The following is a 21,102-nucleotide window of genomic DNA, read 5'->3' on the forward strand; positions in this document are numbered from 1 at the left end:
GCTTACCTCAGCTTCAGCGTGGCGAGGCCGGCGAGCGCCAGCACGAAGGCGATGATCCAGAAACGGATCACGACGGTCGGTTCGGCCCAACCCATCTGTTCGAAATGATGGTGGATGGGCGCCATCTTGAACACGCGCTTGCCGGTCCGCTTGTAGAAGAAGACCTGGATGATGACCGACAGTGCCTCCACCACGAACAGCCCGCCAATGATGCCCAGCACGATTTCATGATGGGCGGTGACGGCGATCACGCCGATCGTGCCGCCCAGCGCGAGGCTGCCGGTATCGCCCATGAAGACGGCGGCCGGGGGTGCGTTGAACCAGAGAAAGGCGAGGCCCGCACCGATGATCGCACCGCACAGGATGGTGAGGTTGCCCGCGCCCGGCACATGCGGAATGCCCAGATATTGCGCAAAGTCGGCGCGACCGACCAGATAGACGATCAGCATGAAGGCCAGGCTGGCGATGATGACCGGCATGGTGGCGAGGCCGTCCAGCCCGTCGGTCAGGTTCACCGCATTGCCGAACGCCACGATCACGAAGGCGGCGAAGCAGAAATAGAAGGGCCCCAGTTCGATCGCGGGGCCGTTGTAGAAGGGCACGTAAAGCGCGGTATTGCCATGCTGGTGCACGATCATCCAGGCGGCGACGCCGGCGATCAGGAACTCGGCGGCCAGTCGCGCCTTGCCCGAAAGCCCCTTGTGGCTGGCCTTGGTCACCTTGTCATAATCGTCGAGGAAACCGATCGCACCGAAGCCCAGCGTCACGAACAGGCAGGCCCAGACGTAGGTGGATTCAAGATCCATCCACAGCAGCACCGAAATGACCATGGAGGTCAGGATCATCAGGCCGCCCATGGTCGGCGTGCCGCGCTTGGCCAGGTGGCTTTGCGGGCCATCGTCCCGGATCGGCTGCCCCTTGCCCTGACGGACGCGCAGCCAGCCGATGAATTTCGGGCCGATGACGAGGCCGATCAACAGCGCCGTGAAGATCGCGGCGCCCGCCCGGAAGGACAGATAGCGGATCAGGTTGAAAACACCTGCGAAATCCAGGGTTTCGGCCAGCCAGTAAAGCATTACGTCTTATCTCCGTCACGGGCGCTCTCGGCCAGGGCCGCGACCAGGCGGGACAAGCCCACGCCGTTGGAGCCCTTGACCAGAATCGCGTCGCCCGCGCGCATTTCGGTTTGGATGAGGGGAATGGCCGCCGCAGTGTCGGCGACATGGGTAAAGGGGATGATCCCGGCCAGCACGTCGGCCAGCGGAGCCATTTCCGTGCCGACCAATATCGCAAAATCGACCTGCCCGGCGCCCAGCGGTTCGGCAAGGCCGGCATGGAGTTCGACGCTGCGATCGCCCAGTTCGCGCATGCCACCCAATATGGCGATGCGGCGATCCGCCTTTTCGCGGCCAAGCTGGGCCAGCGTCGCCTTCATCGACAGGGGATTGGCGTTATAGCTTTCGTCGATCAGCAGCGCTTCGCCGCCAGCGACCGGCAGGATGCGCCGCTCACCCCGGCCCGGCAGGCCCGGCATTTCGGCGAGAGCGAGGCCGGCTGCGGCAAGATCGCCGCCCACCGCCTCGACCGCCGCCAGCACGGCGAGCGCATTGGACACCCAATGATCGCCCGGCGCGGCCACGGTAAAGCAGAGTTCGGCGCCCGGCAGCGCGGCGGTGACCAGCGTACCGCCGCCCGGCGCGGGCACGGCTTCGCGCGCGCAGACATCCGCCTGCGGGCTAGTGCCGAAGGTCAGGATGCGACCGGCATGGCGCTCCGCCTTGTTATAGAGGGTCGCGACATGCGGGCTGTCATAGGGGATGATCGCCGTGCCGCCGGGCATCAACCCCTCGAAGATTTCCGCCTTGGCCTCGGCGATCTTCGCTTCGGTGCCGAAAAATTCGATATGGGCCGGCGCGATGGCGGTGACGATGGCGACATGGGGACGGACCTGCCGTGTCAACGCAGACAGTTCCCCGGCATGATTCATGCCCATTTCGAACACGCCAAAGGCAGCGTTTCGCGTCATGCGCGACAGGCTCAAAGGCACGCCGACATGGTTGTTGTAGCTCTTGACCGAACGATGCACGGCGCCGGGCGCGGCACGATCGAGCGCCTGAAACAATGCTTCCTTCGTCCCGGTCTTGCCGACCGATCCGGTAACGCCGATCACCTTGCCATTCATGCGCTTGCGCGACGCCTTGCCCAGGGCTTCGAGCGCGCGCGCGCTGTCGGGGACGAGGATATGGGGATGATCGACGGCTTCGCTGACGATCGCGCCGGCGGCGCCTTGCCCGAACGCCTTGTCGATGAATTTGTGGCCGTCGGTCGTGTCGCCCTTCATCGCGACGAACAGGTCGCCCTGCCCTACTTCGCGGCTGTCGAAAGCGACGCCCGAAACGGCAAACGGCGCCGACGCGGCGCCGCCTGTGGCTTCTGCAATCTCCTGCGATGTCCAGAGATCGGTCAACCCGCGCACTCCCGCGCCACGGTGACGTCATCGAAGGGCAGGACGCGATCGCCGATGATCTGGCCCTGCTCATGCCCTTTGCCGGCCAGCAGGACGATGTCGTCACTCCCCGCCTGCCCGATGGCGGCGGCGATGGCGGCACGGCGACCGCCGATTTCCTCCGCCTCCGGCGCGCCCGCCAGCACGGCGGCGCGGATGGCGGAGGGTTCCTCCGACCGGGGATTGTCGTCGGTGACGATGACATGGTCGGACAATTCCGCCGCAACCTTGCCCATCAGCGGACGCTTGCCAGCGTCGCGATCCCCGCCCGCGCCGAACAGGGTGATGAGGCGACCCTTGGTATGCGGGCGAAGCGCCTCGATCGCGGCTTTGAGGCCATCGGGCGTGTGGGCATAGTCGACATAGACGGGCGCGCCGGCCTTGCTGATGACGGCGCGCTCCAGCCGGCCACGCACCGGCTGGACCCGGCCGAGCAGTTCCATGACCTTGGCCGTGTCACCGCCGGTCGCGATGACGAGGCCCGCAGCGGTCAGCGCGTTAGCAGCCTGATAGGCGCCGATCAGCGGCAGGTTGACCTTGTAGATCCTGCCATCGGCCTCGACCTCCAGCGTCTGACCCAACTGGGTCGGGGTGCGGTTGGCAAGCCGGAGGGCCTGCCCCTGCACCCCGACGCTCAGCACACGAAGCCCCCGCTTCGTAGCGCGTTGGATGACCTTGTCCGACCATGCGTCGTCGGCCCAGACGACCGCCGTGCCATCGGCCGACACGACTTCGTCGAACAGCCGCATCTTGGCGTCGAAATAGCTGTCCATGTCGCCATGATAGTCGAGATGGTCGCGCGACAGGTTGGTGAAGGCAACGGCCGCGACCGGCAGTCCTTCGGTGCGATACTGATCCAGGCCATGACTGGACGCCTCGAACGCGGCATGGGTGATGCCTTCGCGCTTCAGGCCGGACATGTTCGCAAGGAAGGTGACGATGTCCGGCGTGGTGAGGCCGGTCGACACCTGATCCACCGCCGTGGTCACGCCCAGCGTGCCGATCGACGCGGACTTGTGGCCCAACATCCGCCACAACTGGCGCGCGAGTTCCACCGTGCTGGTCTTGCCATTGGTGCCGGTGACCGCGACGGTCACATCCGGGAACGGCGCGAAATAGCGGGCAGCCATCAACGCCAGCAGGCGGCGCGGATTGGCATGGGCGATATGGATCGCGCCTTCGACCTTCGCCTCCGGTCGCGCGACGATGGCGACGGCGCCGGCCTTCACGGCGTCGGGAATATAATTCTCGCCATTGACGCGCAGCCCCTGAAAGGCGCCGAAGACGGTGCCGGGCGCGACCTTGCGATTGTCGATGGCGAAGCCGGTCACGGACGCATCAAGGCCGGCGGTGCCGCCGACCTTGTCCGATATATCCGCATCCAGCCCCTCGATAAGCGACCCGAGGCGCATCATTCTTTCTCCTTGTCGCCGTGCAGCAGCGGCATCAGATCCGAAATATCCACGTCACGGCTTTCGTCCGGCATCACGCCCAGCATCGGGCCGGTGCGTTCCACCACCCGCTTGACCACCGGGGCGGCGGTCCAGGCAGCGGTGCGCAGGCCATATTGGCCCGTCGCCTCGTCCATGATCGCGACCACGACATAGCGGGGATTGTCCATCGGGAAGGCAGAAGCGAAAGTCGTCACGAGCGAAGTCTTGTTATAGCGCCCCTCCTGGGGCTTTTCGGCGGAACCCGTCTTGCCGCCCACCCGGAATCCCTTGGCGTCGGCACTGCGTCCTGTACCCGCCGCCACGATCATCCGCAACAGTTGCCGCATCCGCGCGCTGGTGGCGGCAGAAAAGACCCGGCGCCCCTCGGGCACTTCGTCGGGGCGCAGCTTGCGCACGGTCGCGGGACGCCAGAGGCCGCCATTGACCAGCGCCGCATAGGCCGAGGCCAGATGCAGCGGCGTCACCGCGATGCCATGGCCATAAGCGGTCGTCATGCTGGTGATGCGCCCCCAACTGGACGGCCAGATGCCCTTCGCCCGCTCGTTGAACTCGATCGGCGCACGCTGATCGAAATCCAGGCTGCGGAACATCTTCTGCAACGGTTCGGCGCCCATTTCGTCGGCGATGCGGGCGGTGCCGATGTTGGAGCTGTGCACCAGGATTTCCGGCACGTTGATCCAGCGGCCCAGCGAGTGATCGTCGCGAATGCGGAAGCCGGCGACGGCGAGCGGGGCGGTGGCGTCATAGCGCTTGCTCATCGAGGTCACGACGCCTGCATCCATCGCCGCCGCGATCGACAGCGGCTTGAAGGAGGAACCCAGTTCGTAGCGCGCCTGCACCATATGGTTGCAGAGCGGCGATTCGCTGCACGTCTTGCCCGCGTAATTTTGTAGCTTGTTGGGATCGAACACGGGGATCGAGGCCATGGCGATGATCTCGCCAGTATTGGCGTCCATGATGATGCCACCGGCACCCTTGGCCCTGGTCTGTACCAGCTGAGCGTAAAGTTCGCTTTCCAGCGCGCCCTGCACCCGGCTGTCGATCGAAATGGCGAAGGGCTTGCCCCGCTGCGCCGCATCGATCAGCCGATCGTTGAACGCGGCTTCCACGCCCATGCCGCCCTGCCCTTCGGCATTGGGGGCAAAGCCCAGCACATGCGCGGCCAGCGTGCGCTGCGGATAGAGGCGCTCCTTCTCGCGCGGAAATTCGATGCCGATTTCGCCCAGCGCGTTCACCGCTGCCACTTCCTCGGGCAGCGCGCGGCGGCGCAGATAGGCCCAGCCCCGGCCGGTCAGCTTCTTGTAGAAGGCCGCTTCGGGTTCGTCGGGGAAGATTTCGTGCAGCTTGCGCGCCAGTTCGCCCGGATCGCCGATCAGCTTGGACGGGCGCACCGCCACCGAATAGGCGTCCATGGTGCGCGCCAGCGGCACGCCGTTGCGATCGACGATGTCCGCGCGCGCGGGCAGGAAAGGCGACAGGCTGCCATCACCAGCATTGCCATGCGCGAAAATGCCGACCCAGACGAGTCGGCCAATAACGATGGCGGTGATGAGCATGAACAGGATCAGCAGCAGCATCAGCCGGTTATGGGCGATGGCGGTCAGGTTGACCCGCTGCCGCCCCGCCCGCTCGCCGCCCGGCTGGACAATGATCGTGGCCATCAGCGCGCCTCCTTGCGCTTCTCGCGCGCCGCCCTGGCACTGAGATCGCCCAACGTGCTGTCATCCAGCAGCTTGGCGTCGAGCATCGCCATCCGCTCCGCCTTGCGCGCGATCGGATTGGGCTTCGACACGTCGGCGTCGGCCTTGGCCTGCTGCGCGGGGGTACGCGGCGCAGGCTTGGGCAGCTTGTCGACGGCATCGGCGGCATGGGCTTCGCGGATCACGGCAATGTCGCTGCGAATCTGGGTCGCGGCCGGACTTTCCGGCGCCTTCTGCGGCGCCGACGGCAGGTCGGCCGGGGTTTCGACCATCGCCACCATCACCGGCGGCGCGACATAGTCCGGACCATTGGGCTGGACGCCGTCCAGATGGGCCAGAGCCCGTTCGCCACCCAGATATTGCTGGGCGGTGGGCGTGGCATACATGAAATCATCCTGATTCCAGCGCTCCAGCTGACGCATCGAGGCGCGCGCGCTGAATTCCGTTTCCAGATAGCGGATATCGGCCTTCGCCCGCGCAATCTGCGCCCGCACCTTCATCAGTTCGTTGCGTTCGGTCGCGACCTTGAGCGACACCATATAGGCGCCGAGCGCGCCCAGTGCGACTAGGATCACCCAGATCAGGCTCTGCAACCTCTTGACGGCGATCATGAGCGGGCACTCCGGGCGGAAGGAGACTGGACGGGGGCAGATGTACGAATGGCGGACCGCAACGTGGCGGATCGGGCGCGGGGGTTGCGCGCCAGTTCGGCCTCACCGGGCTTCACCGCCTTGGCCGGCTTGGCGAAAGTCGGCTGCGGACCGGCGGCGCGCTCGGGCAGATGCCTCGACCCACCGCTATCGCCGCCGCTGCGGTTGCGCAGAAACTGTTTGACGATCCGGTCTTCCAGAGAATGGAAGGTCACGATCGCGAGGCGACCGCCCTCCTCCAGCAACGCTTCGGCTGCTTCCAGGGCCAGTTCCAGTTCCTCCAACTCGCGGTTCACATGGATGCGGATCGCCTGGAAGGTGCGGGTCGCCGGGTCTTTCTTGTCGTGCGGCTTGTGCCCCAGCGCCTTGCGGACCACGGCGGCGAGTTGGCCGGTGCGCTCCAGTGGGCGCGCCTCCACGATCGCGCGGGCGACGCGGCGCGATTTGGGTTCGTCGCCATAGCGATAGATGACGTTGGCAATTTCTTCCTCAGACGCAGTGTTGAGGAAATCGGCAGCGCTCATGCCGTCCTGGCTCATCGTCATGGTCAGCGGGCCATCGGACTGGAAGGAGAAGCCGCGCTCGGCCCGGTCCAGCTGCATCGAGGACACGCCGATATCCAGCGTGATGCCCGAAACCTTCTCGACACCGCGCTCCGCCAGCAGCTCCACCATGCGCGAAAATTCGCCGGGGATCAGCGTGATCTGATGCGCATCAGCCACCGCCTGCCCTTCGCGGATCGCATCGGGATCGCGATCGAAGGCGAAGACGCGCGCGCCGGCACGGGCCATGGCACTGCTATAGCCACCAGCACCGAAGGTACCGTCGACATGGATTTCGCCGGGGTTGATGGCGAGGGCGTCGAGGACTTCATCGATCAGAACGGGGATATGCGGGGCGTCGACCGGGGCGCTCACTTGGCAGACCCTTCCGCACGCGCATCGATCCAGCGCTTGACCTTGTTGCGGATCAACGCCGGGCGATCGGGGCTTTCGACCAGCGCCTCCGGCTTCCAGATCTGGAAATAACGGCCCACGCCATAGAAGAAGATCGCGTCCGTAATGCCTGCTTCTTCCTTGATATCGGGGTGAAGGAAGAAGCGGCCGGCATCATCGAAATTCACGTCCTCGATCGTGCCGAGGCGATTTTCGCGTTCAAGATCGGCATTGAAGTCGCGCCCGGCCTCATCGGCCTTCTGCTCCAGCTTCTCGACCTCTTCGAATAGGAACTGCTTGTGGGACAAGCCAAAGCCGGTGGCACAGCCATTGCCGAAATGGACCGACAGGCAAAGGCGATTCTCGCCGCCGCTGGCCTGCTTGACCAGCTTGCGCATCTCCAGGGGCAGCACGAAACGGCCCTTGCCGTCCGCGACGCTGAATGCGTTGCCCGAATAGAGAATAACGTCCGACACGCTGGCGACCTGACCCCTTGTTTTCGGGGCACAGGCCGTCCTTCGCCGGAATCATGAGAAACACCATCCAGCGCACAGGACAACGCAAAGCCTGACGAACCCCAATGCCGGTTTTCCTACCAAGCATGGGGGTCGACTGCAATGGGCAAACATGGGTGATGATGGGAAAAGACGGTGAAATGCGGGACTAACCGGATTTGTTATCTTTTATGCCACCAGATTCGCTTTCTGTTCCGGGGCTCGCCCCGCGTTTTTCCGGACGAAACGCTATCGCACCCATCAATGCCCACATCATCCCGGCCAGCAGCCCCCACCTGAGTCCCCGAATGACGTCCGGCGCCTCGCGCATCCAGCGCCGGTCCCCGGGGATTGGCGAACCGCCAAGCCAGTCGATGAGGCGCGCAGGTGTGTCAGCCACCCAATAACGGGGATCGAGCGGCCTTGCGGGGTCGGCGAGCCAGAGCCGATCGTCAATCGGGTCGGCATCACCCAGCAGCACCATCCCACCCTTGCCGATCCGTTTGCATTGCACGATCCCGTCGCCCACTTCCCTGTCGTACATCTGCACCCCCGACAGGGTGATGAGATAGCCATCCGGCGTGCGATAGCGGATTTCCGCATCCTGGACGCCGGAAGGGATGAAACCCCAATGAGTCAACAAGGGCTGCAACAGGCTGACGGAGGGCGCGCGGCGGCGATCCCCCAGCGGCAGGCCAGACGGCCAACGCAGCAACGGGTCCGCCAGCACCAGCACCGTGCCGCCGCCCCGCACCCACTGGTCGATCGCGACCATCTGTGCCGGCGCCAGTGCGCGCGGCTGCGCCAGCAACAGACGCCTCGCGCCCGACGCCGCCAGCTTCAGCGGATCGTCCAGCGGCATCACGGTGAAGCGCGTGCGCAGGACGGACATGATGGGCGCATCGCGCGGCCCACCCCGTCCCGTCTCATCCCAGAAGAGCGGCAGGCCGGTGACGACAGCCAGGTCGGGACGATCCGGGACAGGACGGACCGATTGGGCGGGACCGAGCCAGAGAAGAAGCGCTACGAGGATTAAAAGACCTAATCCGACCCCCGTTCGTTTCGAGCCTGTCGAGAAACGCGTGGGCAGCGCCGCCCGCTTCTCGACTTCGCTCGAAGCGAACGACCATGAACCAAGGGACGCGCCGCCGAAGATCGCGAACAATCCCACCGCCAGCAGTCCCCCCGCCGCCAGCCCATCCGGCACGCGCCCGGCCGAAATGGCGCAGAAGAGCAGCGCCATCCCGACACCACCCAGCGCCACCCATGCCCGCATGGCCCAGCCGTGTCGCGCCAGCAGCAGCCCTGCCATCGCCAGCACGAAGGCAGCCGGCAGCCCCCAATCCCACGGGTCAGCCTGCCCGGTCAGGAAAGCGCGCCGCAACCCGACCAGGAAAAGGGCGAGCGGCAGCAGCCAGAGCCACAGGAATCGCTTCAGGCCCGCTTTCATCGACACCACCGCATCCCCAATTTATCCGTTTGCCCTGAGCTTGTCGAAGAGCCGAACAGATGTTGGGGGCACTCGATATGCACTGACAGCCGAATGACGCCCCTAGCGCTGCTGCTGCGCGGGATCGCGGTCCATGGGCTTGCGGATATTGGGATCGGGCTGGAGGTCGGGCACGATCGGCGCCTGTTCCGGCGCGGGCTGCACGCCGAGTTCGGCCAGCGGCTCCTTGGGCGAGACGGCATTTTGCGTCTGGGTCAGCGTCGGCACCACCGGCGGCGGCAGCGCGGCATCGTCCATCCGCGCCTTTTCGATCACGATGTTGGCCAGACCGACCAGCAAGACAACGCCCGCCAGACCGGTCAGACCGATCTGGACGCGCTGCAACCCTTCCTGACGGCGGGGTGTTTCAGCCATGCCTGCGCTCTTATTCTCTTCGCCGCGACCCGTGTCGACGATCATGCAGTCTGCGCGAGCCAGGGGAAGACCGTCAAGCCCTTAGATTCGAGCCATTGCCGGTTGTAGAGGGTCGACAGGTAGCGGAAGCCGGTGTCGCACAGGATCGTCGCGATCCGCTTGCCCGGCCCCAATTGCTTCGCCAGCGCCACCGCGCCCGCGACATTGATGCCCGACGACAGACCCAGGCACAAACCTTCCTCGGCCAGCAGGCGACGGACCCAAAGCAGCCCCTCTTCGTCCGAAATGCGAAATTGCGTGTCGATCGGCGCACCGTCCAGATTGGCGGTAATGCGCCCCTGCCCGATGCCTTCGGCGACCGAGGAGCCTTCCGCCTTCAATTCGCCATGGGCATAATAGTTGAACAGCGCCGCGCCGTGGGGATCGCTCAAGGCTATGGTGATCGCCTCATCCTTGGCCTTGAGGCCCAGGCCTACGCCCGCAATCGTCCCGCCGGTGCCCGCCGCGCAGGTGAAGCCGTCGATCCGGCCGTCCATCTGGGTCCAGATTTCTTCGGCCGTGCCGACGATATGCGCCTTGCGATTGGCGATATTGTCGAACTGATTGGCCCAGATCGCCCCGTCCGTCTCCTCCGCCAGCCGGCGCGAGGTGTGGACGAAATGGCCGGGATTGGAATAGGGCGCCGCCGGCACCGTCACCAGTTCCGCACCCAGCGCGCGCAACGTGTCCATCTTTTCGCGGCTTTGCGTCTCGGGCATGACTATGATCGACTTGTAGCCCTTGGCATTGGCGACCAGCGCCAGGCCGATGCCGGTATTGCCCGCCGTCCCCTCGACAATCGTGCCACCGGGCTTGAGCAGCCCCTTTTCCTCGGCATCATTGACGATGAACAGCGCCGCGCGATCCTTCACGGATGCACCGGGATTGGCGAATTCGCATTTGGCGTAGATATCACAGCCCGTCTCCTGCGAGGGGCCGGCGAGGCGCACCATCGGCGTATTGCCGATCAGCGCGAGACTATCTGATTGAAGCAGCATGCCCCCCGCATAGCCCGGCCTGTGCGGCTTTGCCAAGCAAGGGAATGATGATCGGGGAAAAGCGCGCATTTTAACCTTTGCACCAATCGCCGTCCCATCACGGCACAGGGATAAATGCGAGGAGGAAAGAATAAGGATTTTCCGCTAAGGGCTGGCAGGACGGGCGACGACAGGTCGCGATTTCATGGGATTGGCATGCGGTTTCTGGCGCAGATGCGGGGATGGAAGGGGCATGGGGCGATCCTGGCGATCGCGCTGCTGCTGCTCGTCGCGCCGCGCCTCATCACCGCCGCCCCGCTCGACATGCTGGGCGGCGATCAGGATATCGCGCATGCCGATCCGTCAGAGGAATCGGCGCAGAATTTCCCCGGTTCCGCCTTTTTCTACGCGCAGGGTGCGTTCGATCCGGTGCCCGGCGTCGCCACGGTGCAAAGCGAGCATGTGCTCGGGCTGGACGAGGTAAAGGCCGCGCCGGCGATGATCTTTCGCGGGCTGACCGGGCTCGACAGCTATCGCGCGCTCAATTGCCTGACATCGGCCATTTATTATGAGGCCGCCAACGAGCCGGACGATGGCCAGCGCGCGGTCGCGCAGGTGGTATTGAATCGGGTGCGCAGCCCGCTCTGGCCCAACAGCGTATGCGGCGTCGTCTATCAGGGGTCGGAACGCACCGACTATAAATGCCAGTTCACCTTCAGCTGCGACGGCGCCATGGCCCGGCTGCCGGCCGCTCCCGCCTGGGTACGCGCACGGCGCGTGGCGGAAGAGGCACTGGCGGGCAAGGTCTACACGCCCGTTGGCCTCGCCACCCATTATCATACGCTGGCGGTGCGACCCGAATGGTCGTCCAGCCTTCAGGCGGTGGCGGTGATCGGCGCGCATATCTTCTACCGCAATCCAGGCTTCAACGGTACGCCTGCCGCCTTCCGCATTCCCTATCTGGGACGGGAGACGATTTCCGGCCCGGCTCGCACCAGTTGGCCCGCCAAACCGGTGGTGCCGGTGGAGACACTGGCCCCAGCCTATGCGCCGCCGGCGAATATTGCGTCACCCGCCACACCGCTACAGCCTGCCCCGCGCAGCGGCTGGATGCCCGTGCCCCTCCCCCAAACAACCGACGAGGGCCTGCCGGAATCCACCATCCGGCCGGAATATCGCAACACGGGTCGGCCGCTGATCTGATCTTTTTTCCGCCCGATCGCGATTTTCTTGTCGTTAATAATCCTCTCACCATCGAAGCATCTGTAAAGAAAGCATTTAAAAAAATGCATTTTTTTGGCCGTCGCGGGAACCTATCCGGGGCATGGCGGGTTCTACATTCCGGATAGCAAATCTTTTGCCCCCCGCTCTTGCTATCCACAAAATATGAGCCCGGAACGCTTCCCCCCCCGACGCGTTCCGGGCTCAGAATTTTTTGGGCACCCTTCTCCCTGAAATCATTATTCTTTCCGGCTGCGGAACGTATCGATGCAGCGTGGGTTTTTCTTCTCGTCACCGCGATGGCAGCGCCATCCGGTCACAGAATTTGACGAGGAGATTTTCGATGACGAAGAAGATCCTGGCTGCCGTGCTGCTCACGGGTTCGCTGATGGTCGCCGCGTGCAACACGGTCGAGGGCGCAGGCCGCGATGTACAAAGCGCCGGCAAGGCTGTGGAAAAGAGCGCGAACTAGGCTCCCGCAGAGTATAGTTTTACTACCCCCTCCCTAGCATGGCCCGCCCGTCAGACGGCGGGCCTTTTTTTGTGAGATAAGGATGATGGTGCAGCGGGCCGGCGGTTTTCGACCAGAGGCAGATACGCTGTGCTCCTGCGAAAGCAGGAGCCTAGAGCATCGTGCGGAAAAGTGGGAACCGGTCTTCCGCTTAAAACGATGCGACAACAAAAGCAGAGCATGCGATCCGCGTCGGATTTAACGCAGCATGCTCTAGAGACGACCTAACGCTTCACTATCCTGTGTTCCTGCTTTCGCAGGAACACATTGATCTGGCACAAGACCGTCCACTTACCACCCCCATCCGGACGCTTCATAACCACAGCGCCGGTTATTGCAGAGGAGTCAGGCCGAAGCTTCCTCTGCCGCTTCCACTTTCGCCGTTTTGCGATCGGTGAACCAGATCGCGATGATGGTGATTTCATAGAGCAGCAGCAGCGGGATCGCGAGCATCAGTTGGGACACGACGTCCGGCGGGGTCAGTACCGCGGCGAGAATGAAGGCTGCAACGATCATGTAGCGGCGCATGCCGATCAGTTGCGCGCGGGTCACGAAGCCCGCGCGGTTAAGCAGCATCAGCAGCACCGGCATCAGGAAGCTGATGCCAAAGGCCAGGATGAACTGCATGACGAGGCCGAGATAGCTGTCCGCACTGGGCAAGGCCTCGACCGAAAGGCCGCTGCTATTGCCCTGAAACTCCAGGAAGAAATGGAAGGCTGTCGGCATCACCACGAAATAGGCGAGACTCGCGCCCATGGCGAACAGGAAAGGCGTCGCCAGGATGAAGGGCAGCAGCGCCTTCTTTTCCTTCGCATAGAGGCCCGGCGCGACGAAGGCCCAGAGCTGGTTGGCGATGATCGGAAAGGACAGGCAGAAGGCACCGAACACGGCGATCTTCACCTGCACGAAAAAGGCCTCGTACAGCTTGGTGTAGACAAGCCGGCCGCCGCCGTCGCCGAACGCCTCCTTGAGCGGATGGACCAGGATCGCGAACAGCTGCTCCGAAAAATAGAAGCAGATCGCGCCGGTTACGAAGAGCGCATAAACGCATTTGAGCAAACGGCTGCGCAACTCGATCAGATGGTCGAGCAGGGGCGCCTTGCTGTCATCGATATCCCCGATCATGCCGCCGCGTCACCCTTGTGAGGCTGAACGACGGAGGCGTCCGCCACATAGGGCGGTCCGTCGCTGGCCGATGGCGAAGCGGGCGGTGATGAAGCGAGCGGTGCAGATTCGGCGACGAAGGGCGGCTTTTCCACCGGCGCAGAGTCCGCGACATAGGGCGGCGCATCCTGCGCCCCGTCCTGCGCTGACGTTTCGACCGGCGCGGGCAACGCATCGGTCGACGTTTCGGGCGGGTGCTCTTCCATGATCCGCTTGTTCTGCGCGGCCCATTTCTTTTCCAGCTCTTCCAGTTCCACTTCGCGCACCATGGCATCGATGCCGGTGCGGAAATGACGGGCCATGCCCTGCGCCTTGCCCACGATCTGCCCTACTTTGTAGAGCGCGCGCGGCAAATCCTTCGGCCCGATCACGATCACCGCAATGATCACGATCACCAGAAGTTCGGACGAATCGATGCCAAACATGCGGGACTATCGGCCTTGCTGGAGGATCAGGCCTTGGTCTTTTCTTCGGTCGCGCTCGGCGCGTCCTGTTCGGGCACGCGATGGCCGTCGATGCGCACGGCCGGCTTGGCCGGAGTCACATCGTCATCATCGTCGGCCATGCCCTTCTTGAAGCTCTTGATGCCCTTGGCCACGTCACCCATCAGGCCGGAAATACGGCCGCCACCGAACAGCAGCATGACGACCAGGAGCACGATCACCCAGTGCATCAGCGAGAAGGAACCCATTTTTCTATACTCCTAGTAGAAGGCCTATCTAGGCCTCTTCCTCGTCATTTTCCACAACGGATTGCCCGCCCAGACCCTCCAGCGCCAAATCGACCGGGTCGAGCAGGCCAGCGGCGCGCAGATCGTCCATTCCGGGAAGGTCGCGGCGGCTGCTAAGCCCGAAATGTGTCAGAAATTCTACGCTCGTCGCATAGATGAGCGGACGGCCGGGCACTTCGCGCCGGCCGGCGGGGCGAACCCAGCCCGCCTCCATCAACACGTCGAGCGTACCCTTGGCCACCTGAACCCCGCGGATCGCTTCGATTTCCGCGCGGCTGACCGGCTCATGATAGGCGATGATCGCCAGCGTCTCCATCGCCGCACGCGACAATTTGCGTGGCTCGTCCTTCTCGCGCCGCAGGATATGGGCGAGGTCGCTCGCCGTCTGGAAATGCCAGCGCCCACCCCTCTCGACCAGATTGATGCCGCGTCCGGCATAATGGCTGCTCAGCGCCTGCAACGCCGCATGGAGGTCACCCCCGTCCCCCACATGCAATTTGAGTTCCGCCGGGGTCAGCGGCACCTCCGCCACGAACAGGGCGGCCTCCACCGCGCGCAGGAAATCATCCGGCTCCATGCTCATGCCGAGCTCCCCTGATTCGGCGCAGGCGCGCGCAGATAGATGGGCGCGAAGATGCCCTCCTGCCGCATTTCCAGCCGGCCCTGCCGCGCCAGTTCCAGCGCAGCGACGAAGCTGCTGGCCAGCGCCGACTTTGCTTTTGGTGCGTCCAGATCGGGGGGCAGGAAGGATTCGAGCCGGGTCCAGTCGATCGCCGTGCCGACCAGCGATCCGACCCGCTGGATCGCCTCGTCCAGCGTCATCACCGGGCGCACCGCGATAGTGTGGACCACAGGCTGCGTCCGGGCGCGAATCTGGCCATAGGCCTGGATCAGATCATAGAGGCTGGCGCGCCATTGCGCCTTCTTCACCAGCCGCAGCCCCTCCGGCTTGCGCCGGGTAAAGACGTCGCGTCCCACCCGATCGCGCGCCATCAGCCGGGCGGCGGCATCGCGCATCGCGTTCAGCCGCTGGAGCCGCAATTGCAGCCGCAATGCCATTTCCTCGGGACTGGGATCTTCCTGCTCCTGCCGGGGCAGCAGCAGCGCGGATTTGAGATAGGCGAGCCAGGCCGCCATCACCAGATAGTCGGCCGCCAGTTCCAGACGTAACTGCCGCGCACCCTCGATAAATTCCAGATATTGTTCGGTCAGCGCCAATATGGAAATTTCGCGCAGGTCGACCTTCTGGTTGCGCGCCAGGCTGAGCAGCAGGTCGAGCGGCCCCTCCCACGCATCGAAGCTGACGGTCAGAGTCTCGGGACTGGGAACAGCCGGCTGGCTGAACAGATCCCCAGTCAAGCGAGCGCCAGCCCCAGCAGCGAATCGCGCGTCGCCAGCAGTTCGTCGAGCGGCGCTTGCTCTGCGCCGCGCGTTACCGATGCCATCGCCCGGTCCAGCCGTACCCGCGCCTGTTCGTTGATGTCGGGCAGCAGATCGGCGATGCCGACCATATCGTCCATCCGCCCCCAGCAATTGAGTGCGAGGTCGCATCCCGCCGCGACCACGCCGGCCGCCAGTTCGGGGATGGAGCCTTGCAACGCCTTCATGTCCAGATCGTCGGACATCAGCAGCCCGTCAAAGCCGATCCGCTGGCGGATGATTTCGCCGATGATCTTGGGCGACAGGCTGGCGGGGCGCTCCGCATCCCATTCGGTATAGACGACATGGGCGGTCATCCCCATCGGCGCGCGGTTGAGCGTGCGGAACGGGGCCAGATCGGTTTCCAGCGCATTGAGATTTGCGTTGACGATCGGCAGCGCCAGATGGCTGTCCACCAGCGCCCGGCCATGGCCCGGCATATGCTTGACGATGCCAACCACGCCGCCTTCCGCCAGCCCCTCCAGCGTGGCGCGGCCCAGCGCCGCGACCCGCATCGGATCGGCGCCCAGCGTGCGATCTCCCATGATGTCGCTCGCGCCCTCCTGCCGGACATCCAGCAGCGGCAGCGCGTCGACGGTGATGCCGACTTCCGCCAGCGTCAACGCGATGGCACGAGCATTGGCACGCGCGGCGGCAATCGCGCTAGACGGGGCAACGTCATAGAGCCGGTCGAATGCCGCGCCGGGCGGGAAGCTGGGCCAGACCGGCGCCTGCATCCGGGCCACCCGGCCGCCCTCCTGATCGATCATGATGAGCAGGTCGTCACGGCCATGCAGGCTGCGCAGATCGTCGGTCAGCGCGCGCAGCTGCGCGCGGTCGGCGATGTTGCGCTTGAACAGGATATAGCCGGCCGGATCTGCCTCCGCGAAGAAGGCGCGTTCGTCGGCGGTCAGGGTTTCGCCGGAAAGACCGAAGATGACGGGTTTCATGCCCGCAATGGTAGCGCGTGGAACCGGGATTGTCGAAGGGGAAGAGCAGCGCCCTTCCCCTTCATGTCAGTTCACGACCATGCAGCTTTCGCCGGCAACCTTGAGCTTGCCGCAGATGGTGCCCGCCTGCCCGCCGGCGCTCGCACGCAGGCGATAGACGGTGCCGCCGCCGACCTGCGCCGGCTCCACCGTCATGGCGAGCGGCGCGAGATAGGCGAAGCGTTTGGACAGCTTGGTCCATGCGTCCTTGGCACCCGAAGCACTGCCATAAGCGCCCAACTGGATCATTGCGCCGCCGGCGGCAGGCTTGGGCGCAGTGGCCGGGCGTACGCTGGTTTCGTCAGTGACGCGCGCGGTCACGCTGGCGGCGGGTTTGTTCGGCGCGGCCGGTGCAGGGCCAGCGGGTGCCGGCGCCGTCTTGGCGATCGGCGCCTCGGGTACCCGACTGGGGTCGATCCGACCGTCGCGGGCCACGCCTTCGCTGGCGGCGAAGCTCGCATCGCCTTCGCCATCGAACTTCTTGGCGTCGGCTTCGTTGGCGGCGATCTTATAGTCCTCGGTCGGCGCGGCGATCAGTTGCCCCTCGCCCGCGCTGCCACCGCCATTGCGATTCTGCATCCACCAGACGCCCGCGACCACGGCGCCGATCAGCGCGAGGCCAAGCAGGATCAGGCCAAGCAGCCGCAAGGGCGAGATGCGATCGTCCGCCTCATCGTCAATGGCCGGCTCCAGCCAGGGCAGACGATCTTCATCGTCCAGATCCAGTCGTCCGCGCGCATAATCGCTCATTATATTCAGCGCCTCACTGCATTTCCGTCAGGGCCGCAACGCCCATCAGCGCCAGACCGTTGCGGATAATCTGCCCTATTCCTTGCGCAAGGAAAAGCCGGGTCGCGGTAAGCGCCGGCTGATTGGCCAGAATGACGCGCGCCTGCGGATCATCATTGCCCATATTCCACCAGCCGTGGAAGGCCGATGCCAAGTCATTGAGATAGAAAGCAACACGATGCGGTTCGCGGGCCTGCGCCGCGCCTTCTACCACGCGCGGGAATTGCGCGGCCAGCTTCACCATATTCAGCTCCGCCATCCCAAGAAGGGACAGGTCGGGCGCGGGCAGATCGATCCCCGCCTCCTGCGCGCGGCGGCCGAGCGAGGAAATGCGGGCATGGGCATATTGGACGTAGAAAACCGGATTATCCTTCGACGCTTCCACCACCTTGGCGAAGTCGAAGTCCATCTGGGCGTCGGCCTTGCGCGTCAGCATGGTGAAGCGGACGACGTCCTTGCCCACTTCCTTCACCACATCGGCCAGCGTCACGAAATTGCCGGCGCGCTTGGACATTTTCACCGGCTCGCCGTCACGCAGCAGCCGGACCATCTGGATGAGCTTGACGTCGAACCGCGCCTTGCCCTCGGTCAGCGCGGCGACGGCGGCCTGAATACGCTTCACCGTGCCAGCATGGTCCGCGCCCCAGATGTCGATCAACTGGTCGGCGCTCTGGGCCTTCTGGTAGTGATAGGCCATGTCGGCGCCGAAATAGGTCCAGCTGCCGTTCGACTTCTTGATCGGCCGGTCCTGATCGTCGCCGAATTTGGTCGAGCGGAACAAGGGCAGTTCCACCGGCTCCCAATCGTCTGGCAGTTCGCCCTTGGGCGCTTCCAGCACGCCGTCATAGACGAGGTCATGCTCGCGCAGCCAGGCTTCGGCCTGCTCCGGCTTGCCCGCCGCCTGCAATTCCGCCTCCGACGAGAAGAGGTCGTGATGGATGCCGAGCAGCGCGAGATCGTCGCGGATCATGTCCATCATCTTCGCCACGGCGAAGGTACGAAACGTCACCAGCCAGTCCGCTTCGGGCGCGCCAACGAACTTGTCACCATATTCGGCGGCCAGCGCCTGCCCCACCGGGACCAGATAGTCGCCGGGATACAGGCCTTCGGGGATCCCCCCCACATCCTCGCCCAGCGCCTCGCGATAACGGACATGGGCCGAGCGGGCGAGCACATCCACCTGACCGCCCGCATCATTGATATAATATTCGCGCGTGACCTTGTGACCGGCATATTCCAGCAGCGTGGCGAGCGCATCGCCCACCACCGCGCCACGGCAATGGCCCATATGCATGGGACCGGTCGGATTGGCCGAGACATATTCGACATTGACCGTCACGCCCTGCCCCACGTCGGACCGGCCATAATCGGCGGCATCGGCATGGATCGCCGCCAGTTCCGCCCGCCATGTCGGATCGGTCAGGGTCAGGTTGATGAAGCCGGGACCAGCGATGGTCGCGCTTTCCACCTCGTCCAGTGCCTGCAACTTCGTGACGATGGCATCGGCCAGCGCGCGCGGATTAGTGCCGGCAGGCTTGGCCAGCACCATGGCGGCGTTGGTGGCAAGGTCACCATGCGACGCATCGCGCGGCGGCTCGACCGTCACGGGCTTACGGTTGAGGCCGGCGGGCAGGACGCCTTCGGCCTCCAGTGCGTCAAGCACGGCGTCGAGATGGGCAGTGAAACGGGTATAAAGGGACATTATGCGTGGTCCTATATCACCCGTTCGTCCTGAGTAGCCATTGAGCTTGTCGAAATGGCGTATCGAAGGACTGCATCGCACCCATGCTTCGATACGGGGCTTCGACAAGCTCAGCCCCTACTCAGCACGAACGGCTAAATTGAGTAAGTCGAGCGAGCCTTAACGGGTCGCGTTATATCGGAGCTGGTCCTGGGTCAGATTGAAACCCACGAGCAGTTCAAAACTGGTTCGCTGCAACGCCGCCTTGACGTCCGGCTGGGCGAAAGGATCGATCGCGGCATCGGCGTCGCCGGCCTTGCGCTTCTGCGTGATCTTTTGCTGGATCTCGGCGGGCAGCGTGGCGGCGGCCTTGTTCACGTAGGAACCGGCCTTTGCCTGCGCGCTGGCGCGATATTCACCGGCCGCGAAATTCAGCGTCACCTGCCCCAGCCGCTTGGCCACGACATTGGTGCCGGCCTGCACCACGGCAGAAAAATAGGGCAAGGTCACCTGCCGTGCGGCACCGGCATCGCTGCGCCGGGCATTCACGGTGAAGGTCGCCTCGGTATAGAATTGGTCGCTTTCCGCGCAGGTCGACCGCAGGTTGGTGATGTTCGCGACCAGATCGATCGCCGCCGCATCGGTCCGGCCGGGCGCGGTGAAGAGGGTGATGTCCCCCGTCTGCGCCGGGATCGCCGCCACCGGGCAGGCGGAGCGGACCGCGACGATGCCGCCGGTCGGATCGATCTCACCACGCCGCGAGCAGCCCGCCAGAGCCAGGGCCAACATTCCGGTCAGGGCGATATGAGACAATTTCACAGGCAGAGATTCCTTCGATTGGCCCACAAGACCAGACGCTTTGCGCTTCCTTATCCATCCGCCGCCCGCCACGCAACTGCCCATCCCCTCCGGCAGGAAGGAAGCGGCTTTCATCCGGCGCCACATTCGCCTAAGCGGCAGGGCATGACCCATGCGCCCGCTACCCGCCCGCCGATGAAGCTCCTGATCGCCGCGCCGCGCGGCTTCTGCGCCGGGGTCGACCGGGCGATCATCATCGTGGAAAAAGCGATCGAAGCCTATGGCGCGCCGGTCTATGTCCGCCACGAGATCGTCCATAACAAGTTCGTGGTCGATGGCCTGAAGGCCAAGGGCGCGATCTTCGTGGAGAGCCTGGATCAGGTGCCCGACGGCGTGCCGGTCGTCTTTTCCGCCCATGGCGTGCCCAAGGCGGTGCCGGCCAAGGCAGAAGCGCGGGGCCTTTCCTATCTTGACGCCACCTGCCCGCTGGTCAGCAAGGTCCATCGCCAGGCCGAACGGCAGGTCGCGGCCGGCCGCCATATCCTCTTCGTCGGGCATAAGGGCCATCCGGAGGTGATCGGTACATTCGGTCAGGTACCGGAAGGGACGATGACGCTGATCGAGACGGTCGAGGAAGCCGAGGCCCTTACCCCAGCCGATCCCGACAATCTCGCCTTCCTGACGCAGACGACGCTGTCGGTGGATGATACCGCCGCGATCGTCGCAACGCTGGAGCGCCGCTTTCCGACCATTTCCGCGCCCAAGGGCGAGGATATTTGCTACGCCACATCAAACCGCCAGACGGCGGTCAAGGCGATCGCGGCGCAGTGCGATGCCGTCTATGTGATCGGCGCGCCCAACAGTTCCAACTCGCTGCGTCTGGTCGAAGTGGCCGAGCGGGAGGGCACACCCGCCCGCCTGATCCAGCGCGCCACGGAAATCGACTTCGACTGGCTGGAAGGCGTCAAGACGCTGGGCCTGACTGCTGGCGCCTCCGCCCCGGAAGTGCTGGTGCGTGAAGTGGTGGGCCGGCTGGCAGAGCGCTTCGCGGTCGAGGAGGAGCAGGTGGAAACGGCACGCGAGACGATCGCCTTCAAGCTGCCCCGTGGCCTCGAAACCGCCTGATCGGGCCAAAAAACAGATTATCATCCGCCATTGCGAGCGTAGCGAAGCAATCCAAT

General features: G+C 64.5%; 22 protein-coding genes. 3 read left to right on the plus strand and 19 right to left on the minus strand.

Features of this window, described 5'->3' with window-relative positions; genetic code table 11:
- Window positions 1-2: 2 nt before the first annotated feature.
- The 10 genes from mraY to ACNHGR_RS09705 form a co-directional block, all read right to left on the minus strand.
- A complete protein-coding gene (gene mraY, locus ACNHGR_RS09660) occupies window positions 3-1,076 on the minus strand; it encodes a phospho-N-acetylmuramoyl-pentapeptide-transferase (RefSeq protein WP_184266789.1) in 1,074 nt (357 codons plus the stop codon).
- Window positions 1,076-2,467, minus strand: a complete 1,392-nt coding sequence (locus ACNHGR_RS09665) for a UDP-N-acetylmuramoyl-tripeptide--D-alanyl-D-alanine ligase (protein ID WP_475285709.1) — start codon at window positions 2,465-2,467, stop codon at window positions 1,076-1,078. The genes mraY and ACNHGR_RS09665 overlap by 1 nt, the downstream gene beginning before the upstream one ends.
- Window positions 2,464-3,918, minus strand: coding sequence for a UDP-N-acetylmuramoyl-L-alanyl-D-glutamate--2,6-diaminopimelate ligase (locus ACNHGR_RS09670; RefSeq protein ID WP_475288378.1), 1,455 nt, complete (start codon window positions 3,916-3,918; stop codon window positions 2,464-2,466). The genes ACNHGR_RS09665 and ACNHGR_RS09670 overlap by 4 nt, the downstream gene beginning before the upstream one ends.
- The gene (locus tag ACNHGR_RS09675; protein ID WP_475285711.1) at window positions 3,918-5,621 is read right to left on the minus strand and encodes a peptidoglycan D,D-transpeptidase FtsI family protein; all 1,704 of its coding nucleotides are present in this window, start codon (window positions 5,619-5,621) and stop codon (window positions 3,918-3,920) included. Before ACNHGR_RS09675 ends, ACNHGR_RS09670 begins: the two co-directional genes overlap by 1 nt.
- Complete coding sequence (locus ACNHGR_RS09680) at window positions 5,621-6,271, minus strand: colicin transporter (protein WP_184266795.1); 651 nt, start codon at window positions 6,269-6,271, stop codon at window positions 5,621-5,623. Before ACNHGR_RS09680 ends, ACNHGR_RS09675 begins: the two co-directional genes overlap by 1 nt.
- Complete coding sequence (gene rsmH, locus ACNHGR_RS09685; protein WP_475285713.1) at window positions 6,268-7,227, minus strand: 16S rRNA (cytosine(1402)-N(4))-methyltransferase RsmH; 960 nt, start codon at window positions 7,225-7,227, stop codon at window positions 6,268-6,270. Before rsmH ends, ACNHGR_RS09680 begins: the two co-directional genes overlap by 4 nt.
- Window positions 7,224-7,721, minus strand: coding sequence for a division/cell wall cluster transcriptional repressor MraZ (locus tag ACNHGR_RS09690; protein ID WP_475285715.1), 498 nt, complete (start codon window positions 7,719-7,721; stop codon window positions 7,224-7,226). The genes rsmH and ACNHGR_RS09690 overlap by 4 nt, the downstream gene beginning before the upstream one ends.
- A 187-nt stretch (window positions 7,722-7,908) precedes the next feature.
- On the minus strand, window positions 7,909-9,189 hold the full coding sequence (locus ACNHGR_RS09695) for a Gldg family protein (RefSeq protein ID WP_475288379.1): 1,281 nt from the start codon (window positions 9,187-9,189) through the stop codon (window positions 7,909-7,911).
- A gap of 102 nt (window positions 9,190-9,291) precedes the next feature.
- Window positions 9,292-9,603 carry a hypothetical protein gene (locus ACNHGR_RS09700; protein WP_184266801.1) on the minus strand — a complete coding sequence of 104 codons (312 nt, stop codon included), beginning with the start codon at window positions 9,601-9,603 and terminating at the stop codon, window positions 9,292-9,294.
- Between the two features lie 41 nt (window positions 9,604-9,644).
- Window positions 9,645-10,640, minus strand: coding sequence for a cysteine synthase A (locus tag ACNHGR_RS09705; RefSeq protein WP_184266803.1), 996 nt, complete (start codon window positions 10,638-10,640; stop codon window positions 9,645-9,647).
- A 195-nt stretch (window positions 10,641-10,835) separates the two neighbouring features.
- On the opposite strand from ACNHGR_RS09705, the gene ACNHGR_RS09710 reads away from it, so the two are divergent.
- Both ACNHGR_RS09710 and ACNHGR_RS09715 read left to right on the plus strand, forming a co-directional pair.
- The gene (locus ACNHGR_RS09710; RefSeq protein WP_475285718.1) at window positions 10,836-11,822 is read left to right on the plus strand and encodes a cell wall hydrolase; all 987 of its coding nucleotides are present in this window, start codon (window positions 10,836-10,838) and stop codon (window positions 11,820-11,822) included.
- Window positions 11,823-12,183: 361 nt separating this feature from the next.
- Window positions 12,184-12,312, plus strand: coding sequence for an entericidin A/B family lipoprotein (locus ACNHGR_RS09715; RefSeq protein ID WP_056683165.1), 129 nt, complete (start codon window positions 12,184-12,186; stop codon window positions 12,310-12,312).
- Between the two features lie 384 nt (window positions 12,313-12,696).
- On the opposite strand, the gene tatC is transcribed toward ACNHGR_RS09715, so the two are convergent.
- The 9 genes from tatC to ACNHGR_RS09760 all read right to left on the minus strand — a co-directional run bounded on the left by tatC (window position 12,697) and on the right by ACNHGR_RS09760 (window position 19,912).
- The gene (tatC, locus tag ACNHGR_RS09720) at window positions 12,697-13,476 is read right to left on the minus strand and encodes a twin-arginine translocase subunit TatC (protein ID WP_475285720.1); all 780 of its coding nucleotides are present in this window, start codon (window positions 13,474-13,476) and stop codon (window positions 12,697-12,699) included.
- Window positions 13,473-13,940: a Sec-independent protein translocase protein TatB gene (tatB, locus tag ACNHGR_RS09725; protein WP_475285722.1), complete on the minus strand. Its 468-nt coding sequence runs from the start codon at window positions 13,938-13,940 to the stop codon at window positions 13,473-13,475. Before tatB ends, tatC begins: the two co-directional genes overlap by 4 nt.
- Window positions 13,941-13,966: 26 nt before the next feature.
- Window positions 13,967-14,206 carry a twin-arginine translocase TatA/TatE family subunit gene (locus tag ACNHGR_RS09730; protein WP_184266811.1) on the minus strand — a complete coding sequence of 80 codons (240 nt, stop codon included), beginning with the start codon at window positions 14,204-14,206 and terminating at the stop codon, window positions 13,967-13,969.
- A 28-nt stretch (window positions 14,207-14,234) separates the two neighbouring features.
- Window positions 14,235-14,828 carry an SMC-Scp complex subunit ScpB gene (gene scpB / locus ACNHGR_RS09735; RefSeq protein WP_475285723.1) on the minus strand — a complete coding sequence of 198 codons (594 nt, stop codon included), beginning with the start codon at window positions 14,826-14,828 and terminating at the stop codon, window positions 14,235-14,237.
- Window positions 14,825-15,604, minus strand: coding sequence for a segregation and condensation protein A (locus ACNHGR_RS09740; protein WP_475285725.1), 780 nt, complete (start codon window positions 15,602-15,604; stop codon window positions 14,825-14,827). Before ACNHGR_RS09740 ends, scpB begins: the two co-directional genes overlap by 4 nt.
- A complete protein-coding gene (gene nagZ, locus ACNHGR_RS09745) occupies window positions 15,601-16,614 on the minus strand; it encodes a beta-N-acetylhexosaminidase (RefSeq protein WP_475285726.1) in 1,014 nt (337 codons plus the stop codon). Before nagZ ends, ACNHGR_RS09740 begins: the two co-directional genes overlap by 4 nt.
- Before the next feature lie 66 nt (window positions 16,615-16,680).
- Complete coding sequence (locus tag ACNHGR_RS09750; protein WP_475285728.1) at window positions 16,681-17,403, minus strand: SPOR domain-containing protein; 723 nt, start codon at window positions 17,401-17,403, stop codon at window positions 16,681-16,683.
- 13 nt (window positions 17,404-17,416) lie between these two features.
- On the minus strand, window positions 17,417-19,144 hold the full coding sequence (argS, locus tag ACNHGR_RS09755; protein WP_475285730.1) for an arginine--tRNA ligase: 1,728 nt from the start codon (window positions 19,142-19,144) through the stop codon (window positions 17,417-17,419).
- 159 nt (window positions 19,145-19,303) lie between these two features.
- A complete protein-coding gene (locus tag ACNHGR_RS09760) occupies window positions 19,304-19,912 on the minus strand; it encodes a hypothetical protein (RefSeq protein WP_475288381.1) in 609 nt (202 codons plus the stop codon).
- Window positions 19,913-20,086: 174 nt separating this feature from the next.
- Between ACNHGR_RS09760 and ispH the strand changes: the two genes are divergently transcribed.
- Entirely contained in the window at window positions 20,087-21,046 is a 960-nt protein-coding gene (gene ispH, locus ACNHGR_RS09765) for a 4-hydroxy-3-methylbut-2-enyl diphosphate reductase (protein WP_475285732.1), read from the plus strand.
- Window positions 21,047-21,102 lie beyond the last annotated feature (56 nt).

The sequence above is a fragment of the Sphingobium sp. RS1 genome, from assembly GCF_056156825.1.